Below are 23,142 nucleotides of genomic sequence, written 5' to 3' on the forward strand. Positions count from 1 at the left end.
AAAACTAACTTGGCTTAATCCGAAGTATTAATTATAAAGAATGAATTTCCTATCACACTATTATTTTGACAGATTATCGACCAACTCAAATGTTGTGATGGGTACCGTTTTGCCCGATCTTATTAAAAATGCTTCAAAAGAAGCCAATTTGTATCCCCAAAAAAATGAGTTTTTATTTAAAGGAAATCCTAATGAAGAGAACTTATTAAGAGGTTGGAAACGGCATTTGGCAGTAGATTTATTTTTCCACTCATCGGATTTCTTTTTAGAAAAAACAGCAGAACTAAAAATATTAATTAAGCCCGTTGTTGAAGGTACACCTGTTCGACCGTCTTTTTTGGCCCATATTGGTTTAGAATTACTTTTAGACCATTTACTAATAGAGCATAATTTAATTCATGTGCCTCATTTCTACGACCATTTAAACGGAGTAGAAAAAGATTCTTTAGCTGATTTTCTTGAGCACTGTAATTTTAAACAACCAGATGTTTTTTTTAATTTCCTTGAAAAATTTATCAGCAGCCGCTATTTATTAAGTTACCAAAAACTGGATAACATTAGCTATGCTTTAAATAGAATTTGCATGCGCCTTTGGCCACAAAGCCTTGATGAAAAGCAGTTGTTAGATTTAACCGTTCAAATAACTTTTTATAAACAACAACTTGAAAAGGATTATATGAAGATATTTCATGAAATAGAAAGCAAATTAATAAGTATCACATAAGCAAATATTTTTCCGTTCCCTTAAATTTATTTCAGTTTTTATAATCTGAAAACGGGATTATGATATAATATCCATATCATAATCATTAAACGAATTAGTAGTTTGTTTTAGTTATTAAATCAATCCTTCCTTTTTTTATCTTTGTTTCATGTCGCTATTTACAGTTAAAGAAGAAATGGGTGCCCTGGTTGCAGAACTTAACCAGCACAATTACAATTATTATGTATTGGCTATGCCGACCATAGGCGATTATGAGTTTGATAAAAAACTGAAACATTTAGCTGAACTGGAAAAAGCAAATCCTGATTTTGCTGATCCAAACTCCCCAACTCAACGTGTAGGTGGAGATATCACCAAAAACTTTATCACGGTTAAGCACAAATACCCAATGTTATCTTTGGGCAATACTTATAATGAGCAGGATTTACGCGATTTTGATGAACGGATACGTAAAGCAATTGGAGATAATTTTGAATACGTATGCGAGTTAAAATTTGATGGTTTATCAATCAGTTTAACCTATCAGGATGGAAAACTTTTAAGAGCTGTTACCAGAGGTGATGGTACACAGGGTGATGATGTAACCAATAATGTAAAAACCATTCATACTATTCCACATCAAATAAAAACTAAAGCGGCTCCTGAACATTTCGAAATTCGTGGAGAAATTTTTATGCATAAGGCAGCGTTTTTAAAGTTAAATGCAGCACGAGAAGAATTAGGCGAAATCCCTTACGCCAACCCTAGAAATTTTGCATCGGGAACGATAAAAATGCAAGATAGCACAGAAGTTGCTAAACGTCCATTAGACGGATTTATTTACTTTCTTTATACTGATAAAAATGAATTTAAAACCCATTGGGAAAGCTTAAATGCAGTAAAAGATTGGGGATTTCACGTTTGCGAGCACAACAAATTGGTTAATAATATTGATGATGTTTTAAACTTTATTCACCATTGGGAAAATGAACGTTTTAAATTAAGCTATGATATTGATGGCATCGTAATTAAGGTTAATAGTTATGCTCAACAACAAGAATTGGGCTTTACGGCTAAATCTCCCAGATGGGCAATTTCCTATAAATACAAGGCCGCCGAAGTAGAAACCGTTTTAGATAAGGTTACCTATCAAGTGGGGCGTACAGGTGCTGTTACACCCGTAGCTAATTTAAAACCTGTTTTACTGGCGGGTACAACAGTAAAAAGGGCTACTTTACACAATGCTAATGAAATAGAACGTTTAGATCTTTATGAGGGCGATACGGTTTTTGTAGAAAAAGGTGGTGAAATTATTCCTAAAATTATCAAAGTTAATTTAGATAAACGTTTACCAGGTGCAGCCAAAGTGCATTATTTACACAACTGCCCAGAATGTGGAACAGAATTAATTAGAAAAGAAGGCGAAGCAGTTCATTATTGCCCTAACGATGAAGGTTGCCCACCGCAAATCGTTGGTAAAATTCAACATTTTATTAGCCGAAAAGCCATGAATATTGATGGCTTAGGCGATGAAACTATAGAAACGTTTTATAAAAATGGACTTGTAAATCACATCAGTGATTTATATACACTTTATGAAAAATCTGCTGCGTTAAAAACTTTAGATCGTTTTGGCGAAAAATCTATTGAAAATATGCTTGCAGGAATAGAAAAATCTAAAGAAATGCCTTTCGAAAAGGTATTATTTGGATTAGGCATCCGCTATGTCGGAGAAACCGTTGCGAAGAAATTAGCTGCTGGCGTTAAAAATATCGACAAATTGGCTACTGCCACGATAGAAGAATTAATTGCTATTGATGAAATAGGACAACGCATTGCAGAGAGCATTGTTGAGTATTTTGGAAAAACAGAGCATTTAAAGCAAATAGAATTATTAAAATCAGCAGGATTAGCTTTTGAAATTGAAGAAAAGGTAATTACACTGGCAAGTGATAAACTTATTGGAAAAACATTCGTAATTTCGGGCGTTTTTGAAAACTTTAGTCGCGATGAACTAAAAGATATAATTGAGGCAAACGGAGGGAAAATATTAAGCGGCATCTCAGGAAAATTAAACTACCTGGTTGTTGGTGATAATATGGGACCATCAAAATTGGAAAAGGCAAATAAGCTAAATATTCCAATGATAAGTGATGCTGAACTTTTAGAAATGATAAAATAAATGAGAGAATGATGGAACTATAAAAGCATTCGTTCTATCTCTCATTCAAAAATTTAATAATTACAATATATAATGAACAAATTTCAGGGTACAGGTGTAGCTTTAATTACACCTTTTAACACAGATGGATCAGTTGATTATAATGGCTTAAAAAGCTTGATTAATCATTTGATAAATGGAGGGATAGATTATCTCGTTTCCTTAGGTACAACCGGCGAAACCGCTACATTGACCAAGGATGAGAAGAAGAAGATCTGGGCTTATACTGCTGAAATTAACAATAATAGATTGCCTTTGGTTGCCGGTATTGGCGGTAATGACACTTTAGCTGTGGCCGAAGATATTAAAACTTTTGATACTACAGGCTACAGTGCCATATTATCGGTTAGTCCTTATTACAACAAACCTACGCAAGAAGGTATTTATCAACACTATAAATACCTTAGTGAAATTAGTCCGTTGGATTTAATTTTATATAATGTACCAGGGCGTACCGGAAGCAACATGAGCCCGGAAACAACTTGCCGTTTAGCACACGATTTTAAAAACATTATAGCCACTAAAGAGGCTTCTGGTAGTTTTGATCAGTTTAACCAAATTATGAGAGATAAGCCAAAGGATTTCCTTCTAATTTCTGGTGATGATCCTATTACTTTACCTATGATTGCCATGGGTGCTGCCGGAATTATCTCAGTTATTGGAAATGCTTTACCTAAACAATTTTCTGAAATGGTTAATCTTTGTCTTTCAGGCGATTTTAAAGCAGCCATTCCAGCTCACTTAAGTTTGGTAGACTTTACCAGAATGGTTTTTGCAGAAGGCAACCCCGCTGGTGTTAAGGCAGCATTAAAACATTTAGATATTTGTGGAGATACGGTTAGATTGCCATTAGTGGGTGTTTCTAATTCTTTGGAAAATTCAATTATAAACGAAGTTGAAAAATTAACCCAACTAGCATAATTCAAAATCGAAATAACTCAAAATAACTTCTATTAAAAAGCATCTGATATTCATTAGATGCTTTTTTTAGGTTCCAACTTTTTCATAATTTAATACTACTACAAGAAAATCTTCAAGTAACTTATTTTTCTAATATTAATTCGCCAACCTATTATTATTGTTTTATATTTAAATACACACACAAATAAACACAATAATGAAAAAGTTAATTTTAATCTGCTTACTGGCAGTGGCAGCTTCTGGCTGCAAAGTAATTTATGGCACAGATGCCAATTTTACAATAGGAATGTCCGAATCGGATTTCATGACTAAAAACAAAGCGACTTTAGTTTCTGCAACCGAAAACGGAGATAACATCTACAGAACGTTCTATCAACTTACGGATCGATATAAGTTCTTCTTTTTTAAAAAAGGCAAATTGGTACGATTTGAAGAAGGAATAAATTCTGACGATTTTCAGTATATCAGATCGTAATAAAACATAAAAACCCCCTGAAATTCAGGGGGTTTTTATTGGGTTCCAAATATTTTTTAGGTCTTAAGCTTTATTTTTAGTTTCTTGAACTTCTAAGCGGATTGCCTGTGCCAAATTTTTTAAATCTTGCATTCCTTTACGAATACGTGTACCGGCAGCACTGTTTCCTTTATTATAAAACTTATCAGCATCTGCTTCTAAAGCTGTGATCAGACTTTTTACTTCTTCAAATTTTTTCATGTTTAATAACTCCTCTAAGTGTTTAAGTTAAGATTTAATAATACTTACTCTAATTTAATGTGTTTAATCAAATAAAAAAATTTTTGCCAAAATAAAAAAACTCGTCAAAAGTGCTTTTTTTCCACATTTTAGTCATTTATAAACATTAAAGCCAAAAAAACAATAAGCAAAACACTAATAAGCAACAACTTACAAATAACTATAATTAAAAAGCCCTTTAAATTAACTTTAAAGGGCTTTTTTAATCTTATTTTCTAGTTATGCTGTAGCAAACTGATTTTCTTTATAGTAACCACTCTCAAGTTTTTCTGCTACTTCGCTAAAGGCATCCAGCGTACGTTGTACATCTTCTAAAGTATGTACTGCGGTTGGAATCAAGCGCAATTCAATCATTCCCTTCGGAATTACCGGATAAACAACTATAGAACAGAAAATACTATAATTTTCACGTAAATCGTACGTAATAGCTGTAGCATCACTCAATTCGCCTTTTAAGAAAACTGGAGTTACAACAGAATCCGTTACACCTAAATCAAAACCACGTTCACGTAAACCTTTTTGTAAGGTCATTGCTATTTCCCAAAGTTTATCTTTTAATTCAGGCTGACTTTTTAATAATTCTAAACGTTTTAAAAGTCCAATTACCATTGGCATTGGTAAAGCCTTGGCAAAAGTTTGAGAACGCATATTGTATCTCAAAAAGTTAGTAATTTGCTCTGTAGAAGCTACAAATGCACCAATACCAGCCATTGATTTTGCAAAAGTACCGAAATATACATCAATACCATCTATACAATCTTGGGCTTCGTGTGTACCTGCACCAGTTTTACCCATTGTACCGAAACCGTGTGCATCATCAACTAAAATACGGAAGTTAAATTCCTTTTTAAGTTCAACAATCTCTTTTAGTTTACCTTGCGCACCACTCATTCCAAAAACACCTTCAGTAATTAAAAGGATACCGCCTCCAGTTTCTTCAACTAATTTGGTAGCACGCTCTAATTGCTTGCGGGCACTTTCAATATCATTGTGTTTATAAACAAAACGTTTACCCATGTGCAGGCGTAAACCATCAACAATACATGCGTGAGATTCAGCATCATATACAACAACATCATTTCTATCAACTAAAGTATCAATAATTGATACCATGCCCTGATAGCCATAATTTAATAAAAATGCATCTGGTTTGCCTACAAAAGCAGCCAATTCTTGTTCTAATTGCTCATGGTATTTAGAGTTACCACTCATCATACGAGCGCCCATAGGGTAAGCCATGCCAAAATCTGCAGCGGCCTGCATATCTGCCTTTCTAACCTCAGGGTGATTCGCTAAACCTAAATAATTGTTTAAACTCCATACCAGATGCTCTTTTCCACGAAATTGCATGTGTGGTGCAATTTCTCCCTCTAGTTTTGGAAAAGAGAAATACCCATGAGACCATTTTTGGTGTTGACCAAGAGGTCCCATGTGTTTTGCTATTTTATCAAATATATCCAATGTAATATGTATTTATGTACTTTAAAATGTTGCAAATTTAACGTTTATTTGGCTCAAAATCAACATCCTTCTTTCTTCGCTACGTCAATTTCGGGAATCTTATAAGCTAATTTTATGCCAAAAAAGCCCCGATTTAACATCGGGGCTTTAAAATTATATTTGGTTGGTTTTAATCAACGTTGTCGTGTAAAAAAGAATTGTTAGGTCTAATTTCAGTCCCTCCATCTTGATCATTGCTTAATGTAAAGCGACTAACCTGAGATTCTGATGAATGCTGAACTTGTTGTAACTGCATTTGTTTACGTTTATAAGCAGGTTCGTTTTCTAACTCTTGTAAACCATTGGTTGTACGCAGTTTCATACTTAAATCTTTTAAACGTAAAATACGTTCTTTAGATTTTCTAAGCTGCTCTTCCATTGATTCGTCGTTCTTATCATCATCTAAGCCAACAGCAGGCATTTCTATTTCTGGTTCAGGCTCTGGCATTGCAGGAATCTCTGCAACTGGAGTTTCAAAAACATAATTGGTTTCTGCTAGTTTTACTTCGAATTCAAACCCGCTTTCTGCTGGTGCTTCTGCTTGTGGTTCTTCTTCAATTAAAGTGTGACGAACAATATTATTTTCAGGTTCTTGCGCTTTAGGTGCCTCTGGCTTGTTAAATAAGCCTCCAAATAAATCAGCTTGAGATGCTTCTTCTTTAGCTTTTAAAACTGGCTCGTAAGATGGCGTAGCTTTTGGCTGAATAAAAGAATTAACAGGCTCAACAACACGCACTAATGGAGCTTCTTCAGGAGTTAATAAAGAAATTTTCTTTTTATTTTTTTCTTCGTTAACACGTTCTTCTGAGGTTTGGAAGCCAGTAGCAATAATAGTTACTGAAAGTCTATCGCCCAAAGATTCATCCGTACAGTTACCCCAAATTAAATCAGCAGATAAACCTGCTTTTTCCTGAATGTAATCGGTAATGATAGAAACCTCATCCATAGTTACCTCACGCACACCAGAACTAATATTTAATAAGATATAACGGGCTCCTTCAATTTCGTTATCTTTAAGTAGCGGAGATGCTAATGCGCCTTCTACAGCTTGCAAAGCTCTATCATCACCTTCTGAAGCGAAACTACCCATGATGGCTACACCGCTATCTTTCATAACGGTACGCACATCTTTAAAATCCACGTTTATATAACCTGGTACTGTAATAATTTCGGCGATGCCTTTTGCTGCAGTTGTTAAAATATCATCGGCCTGACCGAAAGCGGAACCTAAAGTTAGGTTTCCAAAAATTTCACGCAAACGATCGTTTGAAATCACTAAATAAGAATCTACATACTTCTTTAGTTCTTCCATACCTTCATCAGCCTGTAGGCGACGTCTTTTTCCTTCAAAAGAGAAAGGTGTAGTAATAATAGCAACAGTTAAAATATCAAGTTCTTTGGCGGCTTTTGCAATAATCGGACTTGCGCCTGTACCAGTACCACCGCCCATTCCTGCTGTAATAAATAGCATTTTGGTTGTACTACCTAACATTGCTTTAATATCGTCAATATTTTCTATAGCCGAGTTTTTACCAACCTCAGGAATAGAGCCAGCACCCATACCTTCTGTTAAGCTAGCGCCTAATTGTACCTTGTTAGGTATAGGACTAGACTCGAGGGCCTGAGCATCTGTATTACAAATAATAAAATCTACACCAGTAATACCCGACAGGTACATATGGTTAACTGCGTTGCCGCCACCGCCTCCAACACCAATAACTTTGATGATTGATGACTTATCTTTTAACATTTCGAACTGCATAATCTTATGAATCAGTTGTTTAAAAATTCTTAATTCCTGTTCATTACTCAATGTAATATTAACACTTTTTCAACACACGTTTTCCACAAGTGTTAAAAATGTGGAAAACTCACCTTTTGTTGAAAAATAAATTAGCTTTTTAGATAATCTTCATCGCTAACGTTCATATCATCTTGAATGAAAGTTCTTGTTTTTGCCAATAATTTATCGAACAAACCAGGTCCTCTTTTTTCTTTTTCTTTCGCTACTTTAGCTTTTTCTACAAACACACCTGGCTGTTTCATTTCTTCAATCAGCTCTTCTGCTTTTAAAATACCTTTAATTAACAAACCAACACTGGTTGCATACATTGGGCTTTTTAAGTCATCGTAAATGGTTTTTGGCATGTCTTCGTATTTAGATAAATGCTCATTCGGGTAACCGATGCGGCAATCTAAACCGGTAACATACTCTACCAGCTGACTTAAGTGTTTTAATAAAGCACCACCACCGGTAATTACAATACCACCGATCAGTTTTTTCTCGTATCCTGAAGATTTAATTTCATAGTAAACATGTTCTATGATCTCTTCCATACGGGCCTGAATAACATAAGCCAGATTTTTTACTGAAATTTCTTTTGGTTCGCGACCACGAAGTCCCGGTACACAAATAATTTCATTTTCTTTATTTTCTTCAGCTAATGCTGATCCAAAACGTGTTTTTAATAACTCAGCCTGGTTGCGCATTACAGAACAGCCTTCACGGATATCTTCTGTTACGCTGTTACCACCGAATGGAATAACGGCAGTATGACGAATAATTCCTTCATGGAAAATAGCAATATCTGTAGTACCCCCACCAATATCTACCAAAGCAATACCAGCTTCTTTTTCTTCGTCGCTCAACACCGATTCAGAAGAAGCTAATGGCTCAAGAATCAAATCCTGAGTTTGCAATCCTGCATTGTTTACGCATTTGATAATATTTTTCACAGCTGTAACCTGCCCCGAAATGATATGGAAATTGGCTTCAAGGCGAACACCCGCCATACCAATTGGATCTTTAATTCCTGGCTCATTATCAATGGTAAATTCTTGTGGTAGCACGTGGATAATTTCTTCTCCGGGCGGCATAACCAACTTAAACATATCATCGATTAATTTATCGATATCTTTTTTTCCAATTTCGTTATTTAATTCTCTTCTCGTTAAAATACCGCGGTGCTGCAAACTTTTAATGTGTTGCCCAGCAATACCGACATTTACAACCTGAATTTCTACATTCGATTGTCCGCTGGCTACTTCTACTGCCTGCGCAATGCCTTGTACGGTTTTTTGAATGTTAGATACCACTCCACGTGTAACACCCGCCGATTCTGCCTTTCCTATTCCTAAAATTTCTACCTTACCGTGTTGTGTTCTGCGGCCTACAATAACACAGATTTTTGTAGTACCGATATCTAAGCCTACTACAATGGGCGACTGACTGGTAAATTTTGCCTTGTCCATATTCGTTAATTTTGTTGAGTTATATATATTGTTTTTCTAGGGATCTATTTGTTCTTTTTTTCTGTTGCCGTTTTCTTCTGTGTTGTTTCAGGTTTTACGGGCTTGGGTTTTGCAACTGTTTGTACTGGTTTATCCTTTTTAACATCAGGTTTTGCAACTGTTGTTTTTTCTACCGGCTTGGGCTTTGGAACTTCGTTTCTTTCGACCGTTTTTGGTTTAGTTGCCACTGTTTTTTTAGCTTCAGTTGGTATTTCATTATTTTTTATGGCAGTTTCAATTACATTATTAATTAAAGAGTCTGTTACCTGATTTCTTATTTTTGTAACCTCTGCGTTTGAAATTACCTTTGCTTTTTTTACAGCTGTTGAATCTCTTTTTTCACAAACAACCTGATTGGTGTACTTAATGTTAATGGTTTTATATTGTCTTGCGATAACCTGTGGCATTGCTCTTTTATAAAAAATATTCAGATTTTTCATTTTCACATCAAGTGAATCTGCATCGCCAAGTATAATGTGTTCGTCACCTACTCGAGGTATCAAAACCATATCGCTTTTAGCATCAACAATAATTTGTTCAATTTGTGAATCCCACAAAGTATCTCTTTTAATATACTGTGCCGTTTTATACAAATCCTTTGCCAATTGCGTATGTAAAGTATCTACACGACTTCCAAAAACTTCGGTAATGTTTCCAGTAGCAACCAATACATTTGCAGTAAAGTTTGATGAAATAGGCATTTTTAATCCATCATTATCAATGTAAAAATCTTGTCCGGCATTATTTAATATACGTAATATTGGCTGTCTTTGTTTTACTTCGATATGCATTACACCATCCATATCAACATATACTTTGGCAAAGCCGATATATGGATTAGATCTCAGCTTTTTCTCAATTTGATGGATATTAATATTTTCAAGGTTTCTACCTAAAAGTACACCTTGATCTTCCTTTAAAATCTCATCAATTTCTTCACGTTCTATAAAATTATCGGCACCGGGTATTAAAATTTTAATGTTGGTACATTTTACAGTTTGTTTTTTAACGTTGATAAAACTCAATAGCACCACCACCCCGCTTAAGCTTATCAGCCAAGCGAACACAAAAAATATAGCTTTCCAGTTGATCCGTTTAAGCATTGTTTAGGGTGTTTTTTAATGGTTCTATTAATGTATCAATATCGCCTGCGCCAACTGTTAAAATCAGTTCGGGCTTTGCTTCTTTAACATGTTCAAGTACAAATTCCTTTGTACAAACTTTCTTATTGCTTGCGGTAATTTTATCAAGCAAATAAGTTGAATTTATTCCTTCTATGGGTAATTCTCTAGCTGGATAAATCTCCAAGAGCATCAATTCATCGGCAGTACTTAAAATCTTTGCAAAATCATCAGCAAAATCTCTCGTACGGCTAAATAAGTGTGGTTGAAACACAACTGTAAGCTTTTTATCTGGATACAGCTGTCTAACCGCATTAAAGCAAGCTTTTAATTCTTCTGGGTGGTGTGCATAGTCATCAATATAAATTTGCTGATTGTTATTAACCACATATTCAAATCTGCGTTTCACTCCCTTAAAGCTTGCAACGGCTTGTTTTATCTTTTCAGCATCAATACCAAGCTGTAAAGCAATTGCAATTGCAACGGTAGTATTTTCAACATTATGCTTGCCTGGCAACATTAGGCTTAAATCTTTTATATTATGCGAAGCATCCGAATAATCAAAAACAAACTTAGAGCCCTCTACCCGAAGGTTTTCTGATTTGGCAATTGCTGTTGAACTTGCGGCATAGGTAATTCCATTTTTTAATGGAAGCCCTTCGTGGGCATATAATTTACCACCCTCTTTTAATTGATTAGCAAATAGATGAAATGATTCTTCTAAATGAGTTTTATCACCATAAATATCCAAATGATCGGCATCCATGGAGGTAATTACAGCTACATCAGGGTGAAGCGTTAAAAACGAACGATCGTATTCATCAGCTTCAACAACCACAACATTATTATTACCAAACAATACATTACTGTTGTAATTGCTGGTAATGCCGCCCAAAAAAGCAGTGCAATCGTAGCCTGTATCTTTTAAAAGATGTGCCACAATTGATGATGTGGTGGTTTTACCGTGTGTACCCGCAACTGCGATACAAAACATGCCCTTACTGATTATGCCTAAAACTTCGGAACGTTTCTTTAAGCTGAAACCTTTATCTATAAAATGATTTAAGATTTTCGAATCCTTAGGAATTGCTGGTGTATAAACAATCAGTGTATCATCATGTTTATCCAAAAATGCACATGGCAATGTACCCGATTCATCCAAGTAGGAAATTAAAATGCCTTCTTGTTCTAATGTTTCGGTAAGCTTTGTTCTGGTTTTATCATAACCACAAACAGCCACGCCACGTTTAGCAAAATAACGAGCAAGCGCACTCATACCGATACCACCGATACCCACGAAATAAGCTCTATTTATTTTGTCTAATTCCATTTTTTATTTTTTAATCAGTTTTAAAACTTCATTTGCAATAATCTCATCAGCTTGTGGCAAGGCCATTTTACCAATGTTTTCAGATAATTTTTCGCAAAGCGATTTATCTTTAAGCATTTTTAAAGCTTCAGCAACCAGTGTATCTTCTGCCGAGCGATCGTTAATTAAAATTGCGGCATTATTTTTAACCAATGCCATTGCATTTTTTGTTTGATGATCTTCTGCCACATTTGGCGAAGGCACTAAAATAACGGGCTTTTTAATTAAACAGAGTTCTGCAATAGTTCCAGCTCCAGCTCTGCTAATAATTACATCAGCCGCGGCATAAGCTAAATCCATTTTATTTAAAAACTCCAGAATTCGCACATTAGGATGATAATCTAAGCCTAATCTTTCAATAATTCCTTTGTAGTAAAACTTACCTGTTTGCCAAATCACCTGCACATCTTCTGCAAGAATTTCTGGCAAGTGTTTTTCAATGCTTTTATTTAAGGTTCCGGCTCCTAGACTTCCGCCTGTAACCAAAATAATTTTCTTTTGTGGATCGAGTTTTAATAACTCTGCACCTGCATAATGTTTACCTTTAATATCAACCACATCCGTACGCACGGGATTGCCTGTTTTCAGTATTTTATCGACAGGAAAAAACTGTTGCATCTCATCAAAAGCAACACAAATTTTTGAGGCTTTTTTACCGAGCCATTTATTGGTTACACCTGCATAAGAGTTTTGTTCCTGAATTAAATATGGAATACCTTTTAAAGATGCGGCATACAACAAAGGGCCAGAAGCGTAACCACCTACCCCAACTACTGCATCGGGTTTAAATTCATTAATAATTTGGATGGCTTTGCGCACACTTCCTATTACTTTGAACGGCAAGGCAAGATTTTTAACAATCGAGCCTCTTTGGATTCCACTAATATTTAAACCAACAATTTTATATCCGGCAGCAGGAACTTTTTCCATTTCCATGCGACCTGTGGCGCCCACAAATAAAATTTCACAAGCGGGCACAATGCGTTTAAGCGCATTGGCTATGGCCACGGCGGGGAAAATATGCCCGCCAGTGCCACCACCTGATATGATAATTTTTGGGGAATTATTCATTTTTATTATTTAATTATTGAATGAGTAAATTTTGAATGAGTGAATGTTTACAGAACAATCTTACATTTCAAGTTTTATCATTATTCATTTTTATTATTTAATTATTGAATGAGTGAATCTTGAGTGAGTGAATGTTCAACAACTAATGTTTTATTCTCTAACTCTGTCATTCAAAATTCTATCATTCTCTCATTTATTATTACTTACTGTTTTTCTTGCTTTAGCCACAATTGCTAAAATTTCATTTATTTCTTTTAACAGAGGTTGAGCATTAACAAGATTCGCTATTTCCGATTCTATTAAAATTTCAATCCAAAATGCTGTTTCATCAGCCTCTTCTACAACTATACTAAGTTTTGCATAAAACTCAGCTTTTGATCTACTTCTACAAGCAGCTCTATAATTTGCTCCAACTGAAGATGAAGATCTTATAAACTGCCTTCCTATTATTTTCGCTTCTTCTGTTTTAGGTAATAATTGATAATATTTAATAGAATCTAGCACGAACTTCTTTGTTCTTGCTTTTACCATTGTTACAAAATCTACTTTACTTACATTCTCCATAGCTTATTATTTAATGTTTAAACCGTGGGATGTTACTATTTAATTTTAAATGAGTGAGTTTTGAATGTGTGAATATTTAGTAATTACTTCATTCAAAATTCACTCATTCAATCATTCTCTAATTGTATCATTCAATAATTATAACCTTACGCTATCGCTGGAATCTCTCCAACAATTACTTTATTTTTTATTTTCTCTTTATCTTCTTTCGTTCCGATACTGGCATTTTCTTCCACGTCACGGCTTACACTTAAAATAATCCCAAAGGCTACACTGGTAAAAATCATAGATGTACCTCCCATGCTTACCAATGGCAATGGCACACCAGTTACTGGCCCTAAACCTACTGCAACGGCCATATTTGCAAACGCCTGTATGGTTAAGCTAAAACTTAACCCTGCCGCCAGTAAGGCGCCAAATGCCTTGGGTGCCCGCGTTACTATTTTTATACATCGGTATAGGAGCACCAGGTAAAGCATCATAATTACAATTCCCCCCAGTGTTCCCCATTCCTCAATAATAATGGCGAAAATAAAATCGGAATATGGGTGCGGAAGGAAATTGCGCTGCGTGCTATTACCTGGTCCTTTACCAAAAACACCACCAGTAGCTAAAGCAATTTTTGCCTGATCTGCCTGGAAAGTTTTATCTGAGTGCTGCATCTCTGGATGCATAAACGAATTAATACGAGACATGTACGTTTTTCTTCTTGGTCCCAAAAAGAACACGAACATGAGCAAAACCAATCCGCCGGCACAAACTATCGCAATTTGTTTTATACTAATCCTGCCTATAATAAGCAGTAAAATACTTACTCCAAATAACATCAACGCTGTTGATAAATTTGCTAAAGCAATTAAAACGAAAACCACACACACAGAGCCCATAATTGGGATGAATGATTCTTTTACATTTTTTATATTCTCTTGTTTTTTGGTTAGCATCCTTGCTAAAAAGGTAATTAAAGCTAGTTTAGCTAAATCGGACGTTTGAAAAGTTAAACCAATTACTGGAATTTTAACCCAGCGAGATGCATCGTTTAAATTGGTCCCAAATATTAATGTATAAAGTAAAAGCGGGATTGTTACAATCATCAGCACTTTAGAAATGCCTGCATAATAACGGTAATCGAGCAGGTGGGCTATATAAATCATCCCTATACCGAGTAGCACAAAAATAAGGTGCTTGGTTAATAGTAGTTTTTCAACTGCCTCTCCTTTTTTATAAGCTAAAGTACCCGTTGCGCTATACACTGCCATTACAGATATAAGCGAAAGCAGGATGATGATTAACCAAATCCATCTATCGCCTTTTGTTTTATTAAGTAGTGCCTGCAACATATTACAACCTCCTTTATAGTTCTTTTACAGCCGCTTTAAATTGATTACCGCGGTCTTCATAATTTTTAAACAAATCGAAACTTGCACATGCTGGTGATAGTAAAACGGTATCACCACGTTTAGCCAAGTGGTAAGCAATTTGCGCTGCCTCATCAGCTGAAAAAGTATTAACAATTACGTCTACATCATCTTCAAAAGCATCATGAATGCGTTTATTATCTTTACCCAAACAAACGATAGCTTTTACCTTGCTTTTAACTAAATCTTTAAGCATGTTGTAGTCATTTCCTTTATCTACGCCGCCCATAATTAACACTACATCGGTGCTCATACTTTCTAAAGCATACCAGGTAGAGTTTACATTGGTTGCCTTGCTATCGTTAATAAAATCTATCCCTGAAATTTTAGCCACATGTTCTAATCTGTGCTCAATATTTTTGAAATCTCCCATGCTTTCGCGGATGGAGCTATTTCTTAATTCTAAAACTTTAGATACAATGCCTGAAGCCATAGAATTGTAAATGTTGTGCTTGCCTTGTAAGGCTAAATCTGAAATAGACATGGTTAGTTCGTTATTTGGTTCTATAAGGATGTGTATTGTATTATTCTCTAAAAACGCTCCAGTTTCAACTTTTTTAATGATTGAAAATGGATATGTTTTAGCCAAAGGGGTAATATTTTTTAAAGCTTTTAAAGTCTCTTCATCATCGGCACAGTAAACAAAAACATCATTTTCTGTTTGATTTTGAATAATCCGCATTTTTGATGCAGCATAGTTTTCAAGCTTATAATCGTAGCGATCCAAATGATCTGGTGTGATGTTAAGCAGAACAGCTACATCAGCCTTAAATTTGAACATATCATCGAGCATAAAACTTGATATTTCTAAAACATACCAGTCGAAATTTTCAGTTGCCACCTGAGCTGCAAAACTCTGCCCAATGTTGCCAGCCAAACCAACGTTTAGTCCTGCTTTTTTCAAAATATGATAAGTAAGCAAACTTGTTGTCGATTTACCATTGGAACCTGTAATACAAATGGTTTTCGCATTGGTATATCTTCCTGCAAATTCAATTTCTGAAATAACAGGAATTCCTTTTTCTACCAGTTTTTTAATAATGGATGCCGTTGGCGGTATGCCTGGGCTTTTTATTACTTGATCTGCATTCAGAATTAATTCTTCCGTATGTTTTTCAGATTCAAAAGCGATTGATAGCTTTTCTAAAGCAGCTTTGTATTTATCTGTAATTACTCCGAAATCGGATACAAATACATCAAAACCTTGTTTTTGAGCTAATTTCGCTGCACCAACACCACTTTCGCCAGCGCCTAAAATAACAACACGGCCCTGCCCTGCCATTGCTAACTTAGTTGTGTTTGATGTGATGTTATTGGTGTCCATTATTTCAATTTTATCTCTCTTACTTTATTATGTTTTTACTTTAAGCTTCTGCTTTTATCTTAATTTCAATGTTACAATGGTCATAATGGCTAGCATAATTCCTATAATCCAGAAACGGGTAACAATTTTAGCTTCGTGGTAACCTTTCTTTTGGTAATGATGGTGTAAAGGCGACATCAGGAAAATTCTTCGACCTTCGCCAAACTTCTTCTTGGTATATTTAAAGTAGGAAACCTGCATAATTACCGATACCAACTCAACCAGAAAGAGACCACATAAAATAGGAATCAAAAGTTCCTTACGGATCATAATGGCAAACGCTGCAATGATACCTCCAATGGCTAAACTTCCGGTATCGCCCATAAAAACCTGAGCTGGATAAGAGTTATACCACAAGAAACCTACGCAAGCCCCCACAAAGGCACCTGCAAAAATCATGAGCTCGCCCGAGTTGGGGATATACATAATATTGAGGTAATCGGCCATAACAGTATTACCTGAAACATAAGCCAAAATACCGAGTGTAGTGCCAATGATGGCTGATGTTCCGGTTGCCAATCCATCAATACCATCGGTTATATTTGCTCCATTTGATACCGCCGTAATGATAAAAACGGTGAAAGCAAGGAATACAATGAAAGCATATTTTTCGTACCCATCACCTAAAAACTTAAGTACCTTTGCGTAATCGAACTCATTGTTCTTGTAAAAGGGCATATTGGTTTTGGTCGATTTTACGTCTTGTGTATAATAAAAGGTTTCTCCTTTTTGACGCAAAACCATTGGCGCTGAAGAAGTATTTTTAACATTATCCTGAACGGTTTCTCTAACCACAATATTTGGGTTGTAATACATTGTCCAGCCAATAATTAAGCCTAAACCAACCTGACCAACCACTTTAAAGCGACCGGCTAAACCTTCTTTATTCTTTTTAAATACTTTGATATAATCATCTAAAAAGCCAATTGCGCCCATCCAAATGGTGGTTACAATCATCAGGATAACATAAACGTTTGTAATATTGGCGAATAAAATTGTCGGGATTAAAATACCAAGCAAAATCATGATACCACCCATTGTTGGGGTACCTTGTTTTTGCATTTGTCCTTCTAAACCTAAATTCCTTACTGTTTCTCCCACTTGCATTTTGTGTAGAAAATCGATAATTCTACGTCCATAAACAGTTGTAATAATTAGGGATAGGATAATAGAAATAGATGCACGGAACGTGATGTATTGAAACAACCTTAATCCAGGAATGTCATAATGCTTATGCAGGTATTCAAATAATAAATATAACATTAGCGTATTGGGTTTAATTGTTCAATCAATATTTCTTTATCATCAAAATGGTTTCTTACGCCATTTATCTCTTGATATTTTTCATGACCTTTTCCGGCTACAAGAATAATATCTCCACTTTTTGCCAAATGACAAGCGGTTTTTATTGCTTCCTTTCTATCCAAAATGGATATCGTTTTACGTTTATTTGTTGGCGATACACCAGCTTCCATTTCTGTGATGATGCTTTGAGGATCTTCTGTACGTGGATTATCTGATGTAAGAATTACCTTATCACTCCAATCGCAGGCCACCTGAGCCATAATTGGTCGTTTTGTTTTATCACGATCACCACCGCAACCAATTACGGTAATAACCTGCTCAGTACCCTTACGGATATTTGCGATAGTGCTCAAAACATTTTGTACGGCATCTGGCGTATGTGCATAATCCACAATACCGATAATATTATCAGCCGAAGTAATGTAATCAAAACGACCTTCTGCACCGCTTAAACGGCTCAGTAAGGTTAAAACTTTAAGTTTATCTTGTTCTAAAAGAATAGCAGTACCATAAACGGCAAGCAAATTATATGCGTTAAAAGAACCTACTAACTTAAAATAAACATCTTCATTATCAATATCGAGGTGCAAACCGCTAAATTGATTTTCTATTATTTTTGCTTTAAAATCTGCAAGCTGTTTAAGTGCATACGTTTTTTTATAGGCCTTTGTATTTTGCAACATCACCATACCGTTTTTATCGTCGATATTGGTTAAGGCAAAAGCCGATTTAGGTAAACCATCAAAAAATGCCTTTTTAGCTTTTAAATAACTATCGAAGGTTTTATGAAAATCTAAATGATCGTGTGTTAGGTTAGAAAAAACTCCGCCAGCAAATGTTAAGCCTTCAATTCTATGCTGCGAAACTGCGTGAGAACTTACTTCCATAAAGCAATAATCACAGCCTGCATCTACCATATCTTTTAGCAAAGCATTTAATGCAATTGGATTTGGTGTAGTGTGCGTGGCGGCAACAACCACATCATGAATATAATTTTCTACGGTAGATAATAAACCAGTTTTATAGCCTAAATCTTTAAAAAGCTTAAATAGTATGGTTGCAATAGTTGTTTTACCATTGGTTCCGGTAATGCCAATCAGTTTTAAAGCAGCTGAAGGATTTCCGAAGAAATTGCCAGCCATAATTCCTAGCGCTACCGAAGAGTTTTGAACTTTTACGTAGGTAACTTGAGGATTGATATTTTCAGGCAAAACTTCACAAACAATTACTGTAGCGCCCAAATTAATGGTTTGATCGATATACGAATGCGCATCAACTACAGTACCCACTATAGCGAAGAAAACATCGTCTTTTTCTATTTTACGAGAATCAAAATTTAGCGCATGAATACTTCTATCGGTTTTGCCAACCAACTCTTGTATCGTTACACCATAAAGTAAATCCTGTAATTTCATTTTTATATTAATTATTAAATGAATGAATTTTGAATGAGTGAATGTTTATAGGCATTTGCCAATTCTATCATTCTCTAGTCCTATCATTTTTTTCCTAATTATTGAATGAATGAATTTTGAATGAGTGAATGTTTACAGGCATTTGCCAATTCTATCATTCTCTAATTCGGTCATTCTCTAATTCAATTATTCTATCATTATTTATTCTAACATTATTTCTACGCCCAAGCCTTTACCAACCTTTGTGCCGGCTAGTACAGATTGAGTAACTACTTTGCCCGAGCCAATTACCTTTGTTTTTAATCCGGCATTTCCTAAAAGGTATAGAGCATCCTTTAAGCCCATGCCTTCCACATTTGGCATTACGCCTTTATGCTCATTATTTTCTTGAAATACGGTACCAGCACTGGTATCAATTGTATTATAGTATTCGGATTTTGACGCAAAAAGTGGTTTAAATCCAAATGCTTTATATACTTTTTGAGTGGCCTTGCTTTGTCCTGCCTTAGTTGGTGGATTACCAGTATTACCTACCAAAGTTGTTTGCACATCGTTATACATCTGCATATCACTGGCATAAATTCTATCGGCAATTTCTCTAAAAACAGCTCCAGAAACTGCTCCACCGTAATATGAACCTTTACTGGGATCATTGATTACTACAATTAAAGAATATTTAGGCTTTTCGGCAGGAAAATACCCCACAAAAGAAGCCTGATATTGTCTTTTAGCTTTGTAACCTTTATTGCCATCAGCCACCTGAGCAGTACCAGTTTTACCAGCAATTTTATATAAAGGATTGTACACAAACTGCTTACCACTACCCTCAACAACTACCCCTTCTAACATCTTTTTGATTTTACTCAATGTCAAATCAGAACATATTTTGGGATTAATAACCCTGGCTTTAAACTGCTCAATAGGATTACCTAATCTTCTAATTTCCTTAACAAAAATTGGCGCTATATACTTACCATTGTTTGCTACAGCATTATAAAACGAAAGCATTTTTAATGGTGTAAGCTGCATTTCATAACCATAAGCCATTTGCGGAAGAGTCATGTTTTTGTTCCAGCTTTTATTTTTAGGAGTTTTAATAACTGGCTGTGCTTCACCAGGAATTTGCAACACCATTTTTTCGTTCAGATGCCAATTATATAAGTGATCGGTAAATTTAGACTGATCGTCTTTATACCTATTGTTTACTAGATAAGCAATAGCAGCATTGGAAGATAGCTCAAAAGCCTTTTTCACTGTAACCACTCCAATACTTCCATGAGAATCCTTGATAGTGTGCCCAGGAATTTGGTAAGTTCCGGTACCAACTAAGGTTCCTGTATCTACCAATTTATCTTCTAACAAAGCCATGTAGGAGGCCAGCTTAAATGTAGAACCAGGGTCTTGGTTACCTGCAATTGCATAGTTAAACTGCTCTTTATAAACACCTTCAGATACCTTTGAGAAGTTTGCTACCGCTCTTACTTCGCCCGTTGCAACTTCCATTACGATTACCGCACCGTGATCTGCCTGACTCTTAATAAGCTGTTTTTCTAACGCACTTTGCGCCAAATCCTGCATATTAATATCAATGGTAGAAATAATATCGGCTCCATCTTTAGGTGCCACCTCTGCTTCTTCGTTAACAGGAATATAAACGCCACCGGCAATACGCTGCATTAACCTTCTTCCGGTTTCACCATTAATATATTCTTTATAAGCGCCTTCTAAACCAACGCCATTTTTTACATTTTCATTTTTATAACCAATGGTACGTGCTGCAAGCGCCTTAAATGGCAAAATGCGCTTATTTTGTTGCACAGCTATTAAACCTCCACTAAACTTACCAATATTATAAAGTGGAAAAGTTCTGATAGTTTTTAAATCCGCATAACCAACCTTACGATGAATTAACAAATAACGGGCACTATCTTGTCGGCCTGTACGCAAATAGCGGGCATATTCCTTAGGGGTTTTATCCTGAAAGAGCTGAGATAATTTCATACCCAGAGAATCCACCTTTTCATTAAAAACTTTATCATCCTGAATTCCACCGGCATACATATCCATACGCAACTCATACTCAGGCACCGAAGTAGCCAACAAACTGCCATCGTTAGAATAAATGTTGCCGCGTGTAGCTTCAACATTTACATATCTTGTAGAAAGACTATCAGCCATAGCTTTCCATTTATGCCCCTGTACAAATTGCACCTGACCAAGGCGAAGAAATACCGCCAAAGCAAAAAGCACAATTAAGCCAAATGCCAGATATACACGAAGCAATATGTTTGCTCTAATATTCATCGCTTTTAACAATTATTTTTTTTGGTGGCTCAATTAATTCTTTTATTCCAAGGGTATCTACCTTTTTAGCAACCTCTGTTAATTTGCTTTTAAACATGAGGTCGGCTTTTAAAGATTTATACTCCCATCTTAATTCTTTTACTTCTTTATTTAATTTATCTATGCGGCGCACATTGTTTACAGCAAAATGGCTGTTAGCAATATAAACCATACCCAAAAAGGCTAAAAAACACAAATAAGGCAAAGCATTTGTTGCCGCCTCTTTCGTTACTAATCCATCATTAAAAAGCTTACTGATAAATGAATTACTATCCATTTTCTCTTCAGCTGTTTTAGCCCTTTTTGGAGGTGCCTTCAACTCTGGTTCGGGCCCTACTTCCTCTTCTTCTATATCTTCCCTAAACCTGTTCATATCTTTTCTGCAATTCTTAACTTTGCACTTCTTGCCCGGTTGTTTTGCGCAATTTCTGCATCCGTTGCTACAATTGCCTTACGTGTAATTACATTGAAAGGCTTTTGCTGATTACCAAAAAAGTCTTTATCTACCTCTCCCTGAAATTTTCCTTTCGCCATAAAGTTTTTAACTGGCCTATCTTCCAATGAATGGTAAGACATTACCACCAAACGACCTTCAGGTTTCAACACATCAGCGGTTTGCAACAGAAAATCTTCCAAAACACGCATTTCAGCATTTACCTCTATACGTAAAGCCTGAAATACCTGCGCTAAATATTTATTTTCTTTTCCCTTTGGAATGAAACCAGAAATAGCCGTTTTAAAGCTATCAATATCCGTAAAAGGCTTATCTAGACGGGCAGTAACAACAGCACGCGCTAAAGATTTTGCATTTTTAACCTCGCCATAAATGCCAAAAATTTTATGCAACTGCGCTTCAGGATAAGTATTTAAAACTTCTGCAGCGGTTAATTTTCCGTGCTGATCCATCCGCATATCCAAATCAGCATTATAACGAATAGAAAAACCACGATCTGCCTGATCAAACTGATGTGATGAAACACCAAGATCTGCCAGAATACCATCTACTTGTCTGAAACCTTTTAAGCGAAGGTTATTTTTAAGAAATCCGAAATTTTGATCGATAAAAATAAATCGATCATCTACAGGGATATTCTTTTGCGCATCTAAATCCTGATCAAAAGCGATCAACCTTCCGTTAGGACCTAAATGTTTTAAAATTTCTTTTGAGTGCCCACCCCCACCGAAAGTAACATCAACATAAACCCCATCAGGCTTTATATTCAATCCTTCAATGCAAGGCTGCAACATTACCGGCACATGATAACTATTCTCCATCTACAACTCCTTTCTTTCCGCCCATCACTTCCTCTGCCAGGTTAGCAAAGTTTTCAGGCTCATTATCAAGTAAATCATCGTAAGCAGATTTAGCCCAAACTTCAATTTTATTAAATTGACAAGCCAAAACAACATCACCACTGATGCCAGCAAACTCCAATAAAGATTTTGGTAATAATACACGACCAGAGGCATCGAGTGTTAACTCTGACGCTCCACGTGTAAAAAAGCGAATAAACTCACGGGTTTTCTTTTCATACTGATTCAACTTACTTAAATCAGCTACAATTTCATCCCATACTTTTTTAGGATAAATAACCAAATGCTTCTCAAAACCCCGGTTAATTACCAACCCATCACGCTCCGCTTCAGGCAATTGCTTCTTAAGCGAAGCAGGCACCATAAGGCGACCTTTCGCGTCAAGTTTGCAATCAAATTCTCCTAAAAGTTGAGTCATAGTGGTATCTACACTTTTTATGTAGTGTAAAAGTAAATAGTTCTACCACAT

20 protein-coding genes are annotated in these 23,142 nt (G+C 35.7%); 4 read left to right on the forward strand and 16 right to left on the reverse strand.

Annotation, left to right across the window (positions count from 1 at the left end):
* Window positions 1-40: 40 nt before the first annotated feature.
* From EHC72_RS02330 to EHC72_RS02345, 4 genes are all read left to right on the forward strand, one after another.
* Window positions 41-724: an ACP phosphodiesterase gene (locus EHC72_RS02330; protein ID WP_131535878.1), complete on the forward strand. Its 684-nt coding sequence runs from the start codon at window positions 41-43 to the stop codon at window positions 722-724.
* A 148-nt stretch (window positions 725-872) separates the two neighbouring features.
* Complete coding sequence (ligA, locus tag EHC72_RS02335) at window positions 873-2,885, forward strand: NAD-dependent DNA ligase LigA (protein ID WP_131535879.1); 2,013 nt, start codon at window positions 873-875, stop codon at window positions 2,883-2,885.
* A 72-nt stretch (window positions 2,886-2,957) separates the two neighbouring features.
* A complete protein-coding gene (dapA, locus tag EHC72_RS02340) occupies window positions 2,958-3,845 on the forward strand; it encodes a 4-hydroxy-tetrahydrodipicolinate synthase (protein WP_131535880.1) in 888 nt (295 codons plus the stop codon).
* A 196-nt stretch (window positions 3,846-4,041) separates the two neighbouring features.
* Entirely contained in the window at window positions 4,042-4,320 is a 279-nt protein-coding gene (locus EHC72_RS02345; RefSeq protein ID WP_131535881.1) for a hypothetical protein, read from the forward strand.
* A 63-nt stretch (window positions 4,321-4,383) separates the two neighbouring features.
* Here the strand turns inward: EHC72_RS02345 and EHC72_RS02350 are convergent, their stop codons facing one another.
* From EHC72_RS02350 to mraZ, 16 genes are all read right to left on the reverse strand, one after another.
* Window positions 4,384-4,560: a histone H1 gene (locus tag EHC72_RS02350; RefSeq protein WP_131535882.1), complete on the reverse strand. Its 177-nt coding sequence runs from the start codon at window positions 4,558-4,560 to the stop codon at window positions 4,384-4,386.
* A 258-nt stretch (window positions 4,561-4,818) separates the two neighbouring features.
* Window positions 4,819-6,060: an aminotransferase class I/II-fold pyridoxal phosphate-dependent enzyme gene (locus tag EHC72_RS02355; protein WP_131535883.1), complete on the reverse strand. Its 1,242-nt coding sequence runs from the start codon at window positions 6,058-6,060 to the stop codon at window positions 4,819-4,821.
* Between the two features lie 169 nt (window positions 6,061-6,229).
* On the reverse strand, window positions 6,230-7,861 hold the full coding sequence (ftsZ, locus tag EHC72_RS02360; RefSeq protein WP_131535884.1) for a cell division protein FtsZ: 1,632 nt from the start codon (window positions 7,859-7,861) through the stop codon (window positions 6,230-6,232).
* A 131-nt stretch (window positions 7,862-7,992) separates the two neighbouring features.
* Window positions 7,993-9,351 carry a cell division protein FtsA gene (gene ftsA / locus EHC72_RS02365; RefSeq protein ID WP_131535885.1) on the reverse strand — a complete coding sequence of 453 codons (1,359 nt, stop codon included), beginning with the start codon at window positions 9,349-9,351 and terminating at the stop codon, window positions 7,993-7,995.
* Between the two features lie 44 nt (window positions 9,352-9,395).
* Entirely contained in the window at window positions 9,396-10,493 is a 1,098-nt protein-coding gene (locus EHC72_RS02370) for a cell division protein FtsQ (RefSeq protein ID WP_131535886.1), read from the reverse strand.
* On the reverse strand, window positions 10,486-11,841 hold the full coding sequence (gene murC, locus EHC72_RS02375) for a UDP-N-acetylmuramate--L-alanine ligase (RefSeq protein WP_131535887.1): 1,356 nt from the start codon (window positions 11,839-11,841) through the stop codon (window positions 10,486-10,488). The genes EHC72_RS02370 and murC overlap by 8 nt, the downstream gene beginning before the upstream one ends.
* Window positions 11,842-11,844: 3 nt before the next feature.
* Window positions 11,845-12,951 carry an undecaprenyldiphospho-muramoylpentapeptide beta-N-acetylglucosaminyltransferase gene (murG, locus tag EHC72_RS02380; protein WP_131535888.1) on the reverse strand — a complete coding sequence of 369 codons (1,107 nt, stop codon included), beginning with the start codon at window positions 12,949-12,951 and terminating at the stop codon, window positions 11,845-11,847.
* Between the two features lie 189 nt (window positions 12,952-13,140).
* The gene (locus tag EHC72_RS02385) at window positions 13,141-13,515 is read right to left on the reverse strand and encodes a four helix bundle protein (protein ID WP_131535889.1); all 375 of its coding nucleotides are present in this window, start codon (window positions 13,513-13,515) and stop codon (window positions 13,141-13,143) included.
* A gap of 146 nt (window positions 13,516-13,661) precedes the next feature.
* A complete protein-coding gene (locus EHC72_RS02390; RefSeq protein ID WP_170311706.1) occupies window positions 13,662-14,855 on the reverse strand; it encodes an FtsW/RodA/SpoVE family cell cycle protein in 1,194 nt (397 codons plus the stop codon).
* Window positions 14,856-14,868: 13 nt separating this feature from the next.
* Window positions 14,869-16,257, reverse strand: coding sequence for a UDP-N-acetylmuramoyl-L-alanine--D-glutamate ligase (gene murD / locus EHC72_RS02395; protein ID WP_246029358.1), 1,389 nt, complete (start codon window positions 16,255-16,257; stop codon window positions 14,869-14,871).
* A gap of 54 nt (window positions 16,258-16,311) precedes the next feature.
* On the reverse strand, window positions 16,312-17,559 hold the full coding sequence (mraY, locus tag EHC72_RS02400; RefSeq protein WP_131535890.1) for a phospho-N-acetylmuramoyl-pentapeptide-transferase: 1,248 nt from the start codon (window positions 17,557-17,559) through the stop codon (window positions 16,312-16,314).
* Complete coding sequence (locus EHC72_RS02405) at window positions 17,559-19,016, reverse strand: UDP-N-acetylmuramoyl-L-alanyl-D-glutamate--2,6-diaminopimelate ligase (RefSeq protein ID WP_131535891.1); 1,458 nt, start codon at window positions 19,014-19,016, stop codon at window positions 17,559-17,561. Before EHC72_RS02405 ends, mraY begins: the two co-directional genes overlap by 1 nt.
* Window positions 19,017-19,217: 201 nt before the next feature.
* A complete protein-coding gene (locus EHC72_RS02410) occupies window positions 19,218-21,320 on the reverse strand; it encodes a penicillin-binding protein (RefSeq protein ID WP_131535892.1) in 2,103 nt (700 codons plus the stop codon).
* Window positions 21,310-21,732: an FtsL-like putative cell division protein gene (locus tag EHC72_RS02415; RefSeq protein WP_131535893.1), complete on the reverse strand. Its 423-nt coding sequence runs from the start codon at window positions 21,730-21,732 to the stop codon at window positions 21,310-21,312. The genes EHC72_RS02410 and EHC72_RS02415 overlap by 11 nt, the downstream gene beginning before the upstream one ends.
* A complete protein-coding gene (rsmH, locus tag EHC72_RS02420; RefSeq protein ID WP_131535894.1) occupies window positions 21,729-22,634 on the reverse strand; it encodes a 16S rRNA (cytosine(1402)-N(4))-methyltransferase RsmH in 906 nt (301 codons plus the stop codon). The genes EHC72_RS02415 and rsmH overlap by 4 nt, the downstream gene beginning before the upstream one ends.
* Window positions 22,624-23,091 (reverse strand): division/cell wall cluster transcriptional repressor MraZ, encoded by a 468-nt coding sequence (gene mraZ / locus EHC72_RS02425; protein WP_131535895.1) that lies wholly within the window; start codon window positions 23,089-23,091, stop codon window positions 22,624-22,626. The genes rsmH and mraZ overlap by 11 nt, the downstream gene beginning before the upstream one ends.
* Window positions 23,092-23,142 lie beyond the last annotated feature (51 nt).

The organism is Pedobacter nototheniae, from assembly GCF_004335085.1.
Lineage (GTDB): Bacteria > Bacteroidota > Bacteroidia > Sphingobacteriales > Sphingobacteriaceae > Pedobacter > Pedobacter nototheniae.

Coding starts and splice junctions, on each gene's coding strand:
- EHC72_RS02330 (WP_131535878.1), top strand. CDS start 41: ATGAATTTCCTATCACACTATTATTTTGACAGATTATCGACCAACTCA.
- ligA (WP_131535879.1), top strand. CDS start 873: ATGTCGCTATTTACAGTTAAAGAAGAAATGGGTGCCCTGGTTGCAGAA.
- dapA (WP_131535880.1), top strand. CDS start 2,958: ATGAACAAATTTCAGGGTACAGGTGTAGCTTTAATTACACCTTTTAAC.
- EHC72_RS02345 (WP_131535881.1), top strand. CDS start 4,042: ATGAAAAAGTTAATTTTAATCTGCTTACTGGCAGTGGCAGCTTCTGGC.
- EHC72_RS02350 (WP_131535882.1), bottom strand. CDS start 4,560: ATGAAAAAATTTGAAGAAGTAAAAAGTCTGATCACAGCTTTAGAAGCA.
- ftsZ (WP_131535884.1), bottom strand. CDS start 7,861: ATGCAGTTCGAAATGTTAAAAGATAAGTCATCAATCATCAAAGTTATT.
- ftsA (WP_131535885.1), bottom strand. CDS start 9,351: ATGGACAAGGCAAAATTTACCAGTCAGTCGCCCATTGTAGTAGGCTTA.
- EHC72_RS02370 (WP_131535886.1), bottom strand. CDS start 10,493: ATGCTTAAACGGATCAACTGGAAAGCTATATTTTTTGTGTTCGCTTGG.
- murC (WP_131535887.1), bottom strand. CDS start 11,841: ATGGAATTAGACAAAATAAATAGAGCTTATTTCGTGGGTATCGGTGGT.
- murG (WP_131535888.1), bottom strand. CDS start 12,951: ATGAATAATTCCCCAAAAATTATCATATCAGGTGGTGGCACTGGCGGG.
- EHC72_RS02385 (WP_131535889.1), bottom strand. CDS start 13,515: ATGGAGAATGTAAGTAAAGTAGATTTTGTAACAATGGTAAAAGCAAGA.
- EHC72_RS02390 (WP_170311706.1), bottom strand. CDS start 14,855: ATGTTGCAGGCACTACTTAATAAAACAAAAGGCGATAGATGGATTTGG.
- murD (WP_246029358.1), bottom strand. CDS start 16,257: ATGGACACCAATAACATCACATCAAACACAACTAAGTTAGCAATGGCA.
- mraY (WP_131535890.1), bottom strand. CDS start 17,559: ATGTTATATTTATTATTTGAATACCTGCATAAGCATTATGACATTCCT.
- EHC72_RS02405 (WP_131535891.1), bottom strand. CDS start 19,016: ATGAAATTACAGGATTTACTTTATGGTGTAACGATACAAGAGTTGGTT.
- EHC72_RS02410 (WP_131535892.1), bottom strand. CDS start 21,320: ATGAATATTAGAGCAAACATATTGCTTCGTGTATATCTGGCATTTGGC.
- EHC72_RS02415 (WP_131535893.1), bottom strand. CDS start 21,732: ATGAACAGGTTTAGGGAAGATATAGAAGAAGAGGAAGTAGGGCCCGAA.
- rsmH (WP_131535894.1), bottom strand. CDS start 22,634: ATGGAGAATAGTTATCATGTGCCGGTAATGTTGCAGCCTTGCATTGAA.
- mraZ (WP_131535895.1), bottom strand. CDS start 23,091: ATGACTCAACTTTTAGGAGAATTTGATTGCAAACTTGACGCGAAAGGT.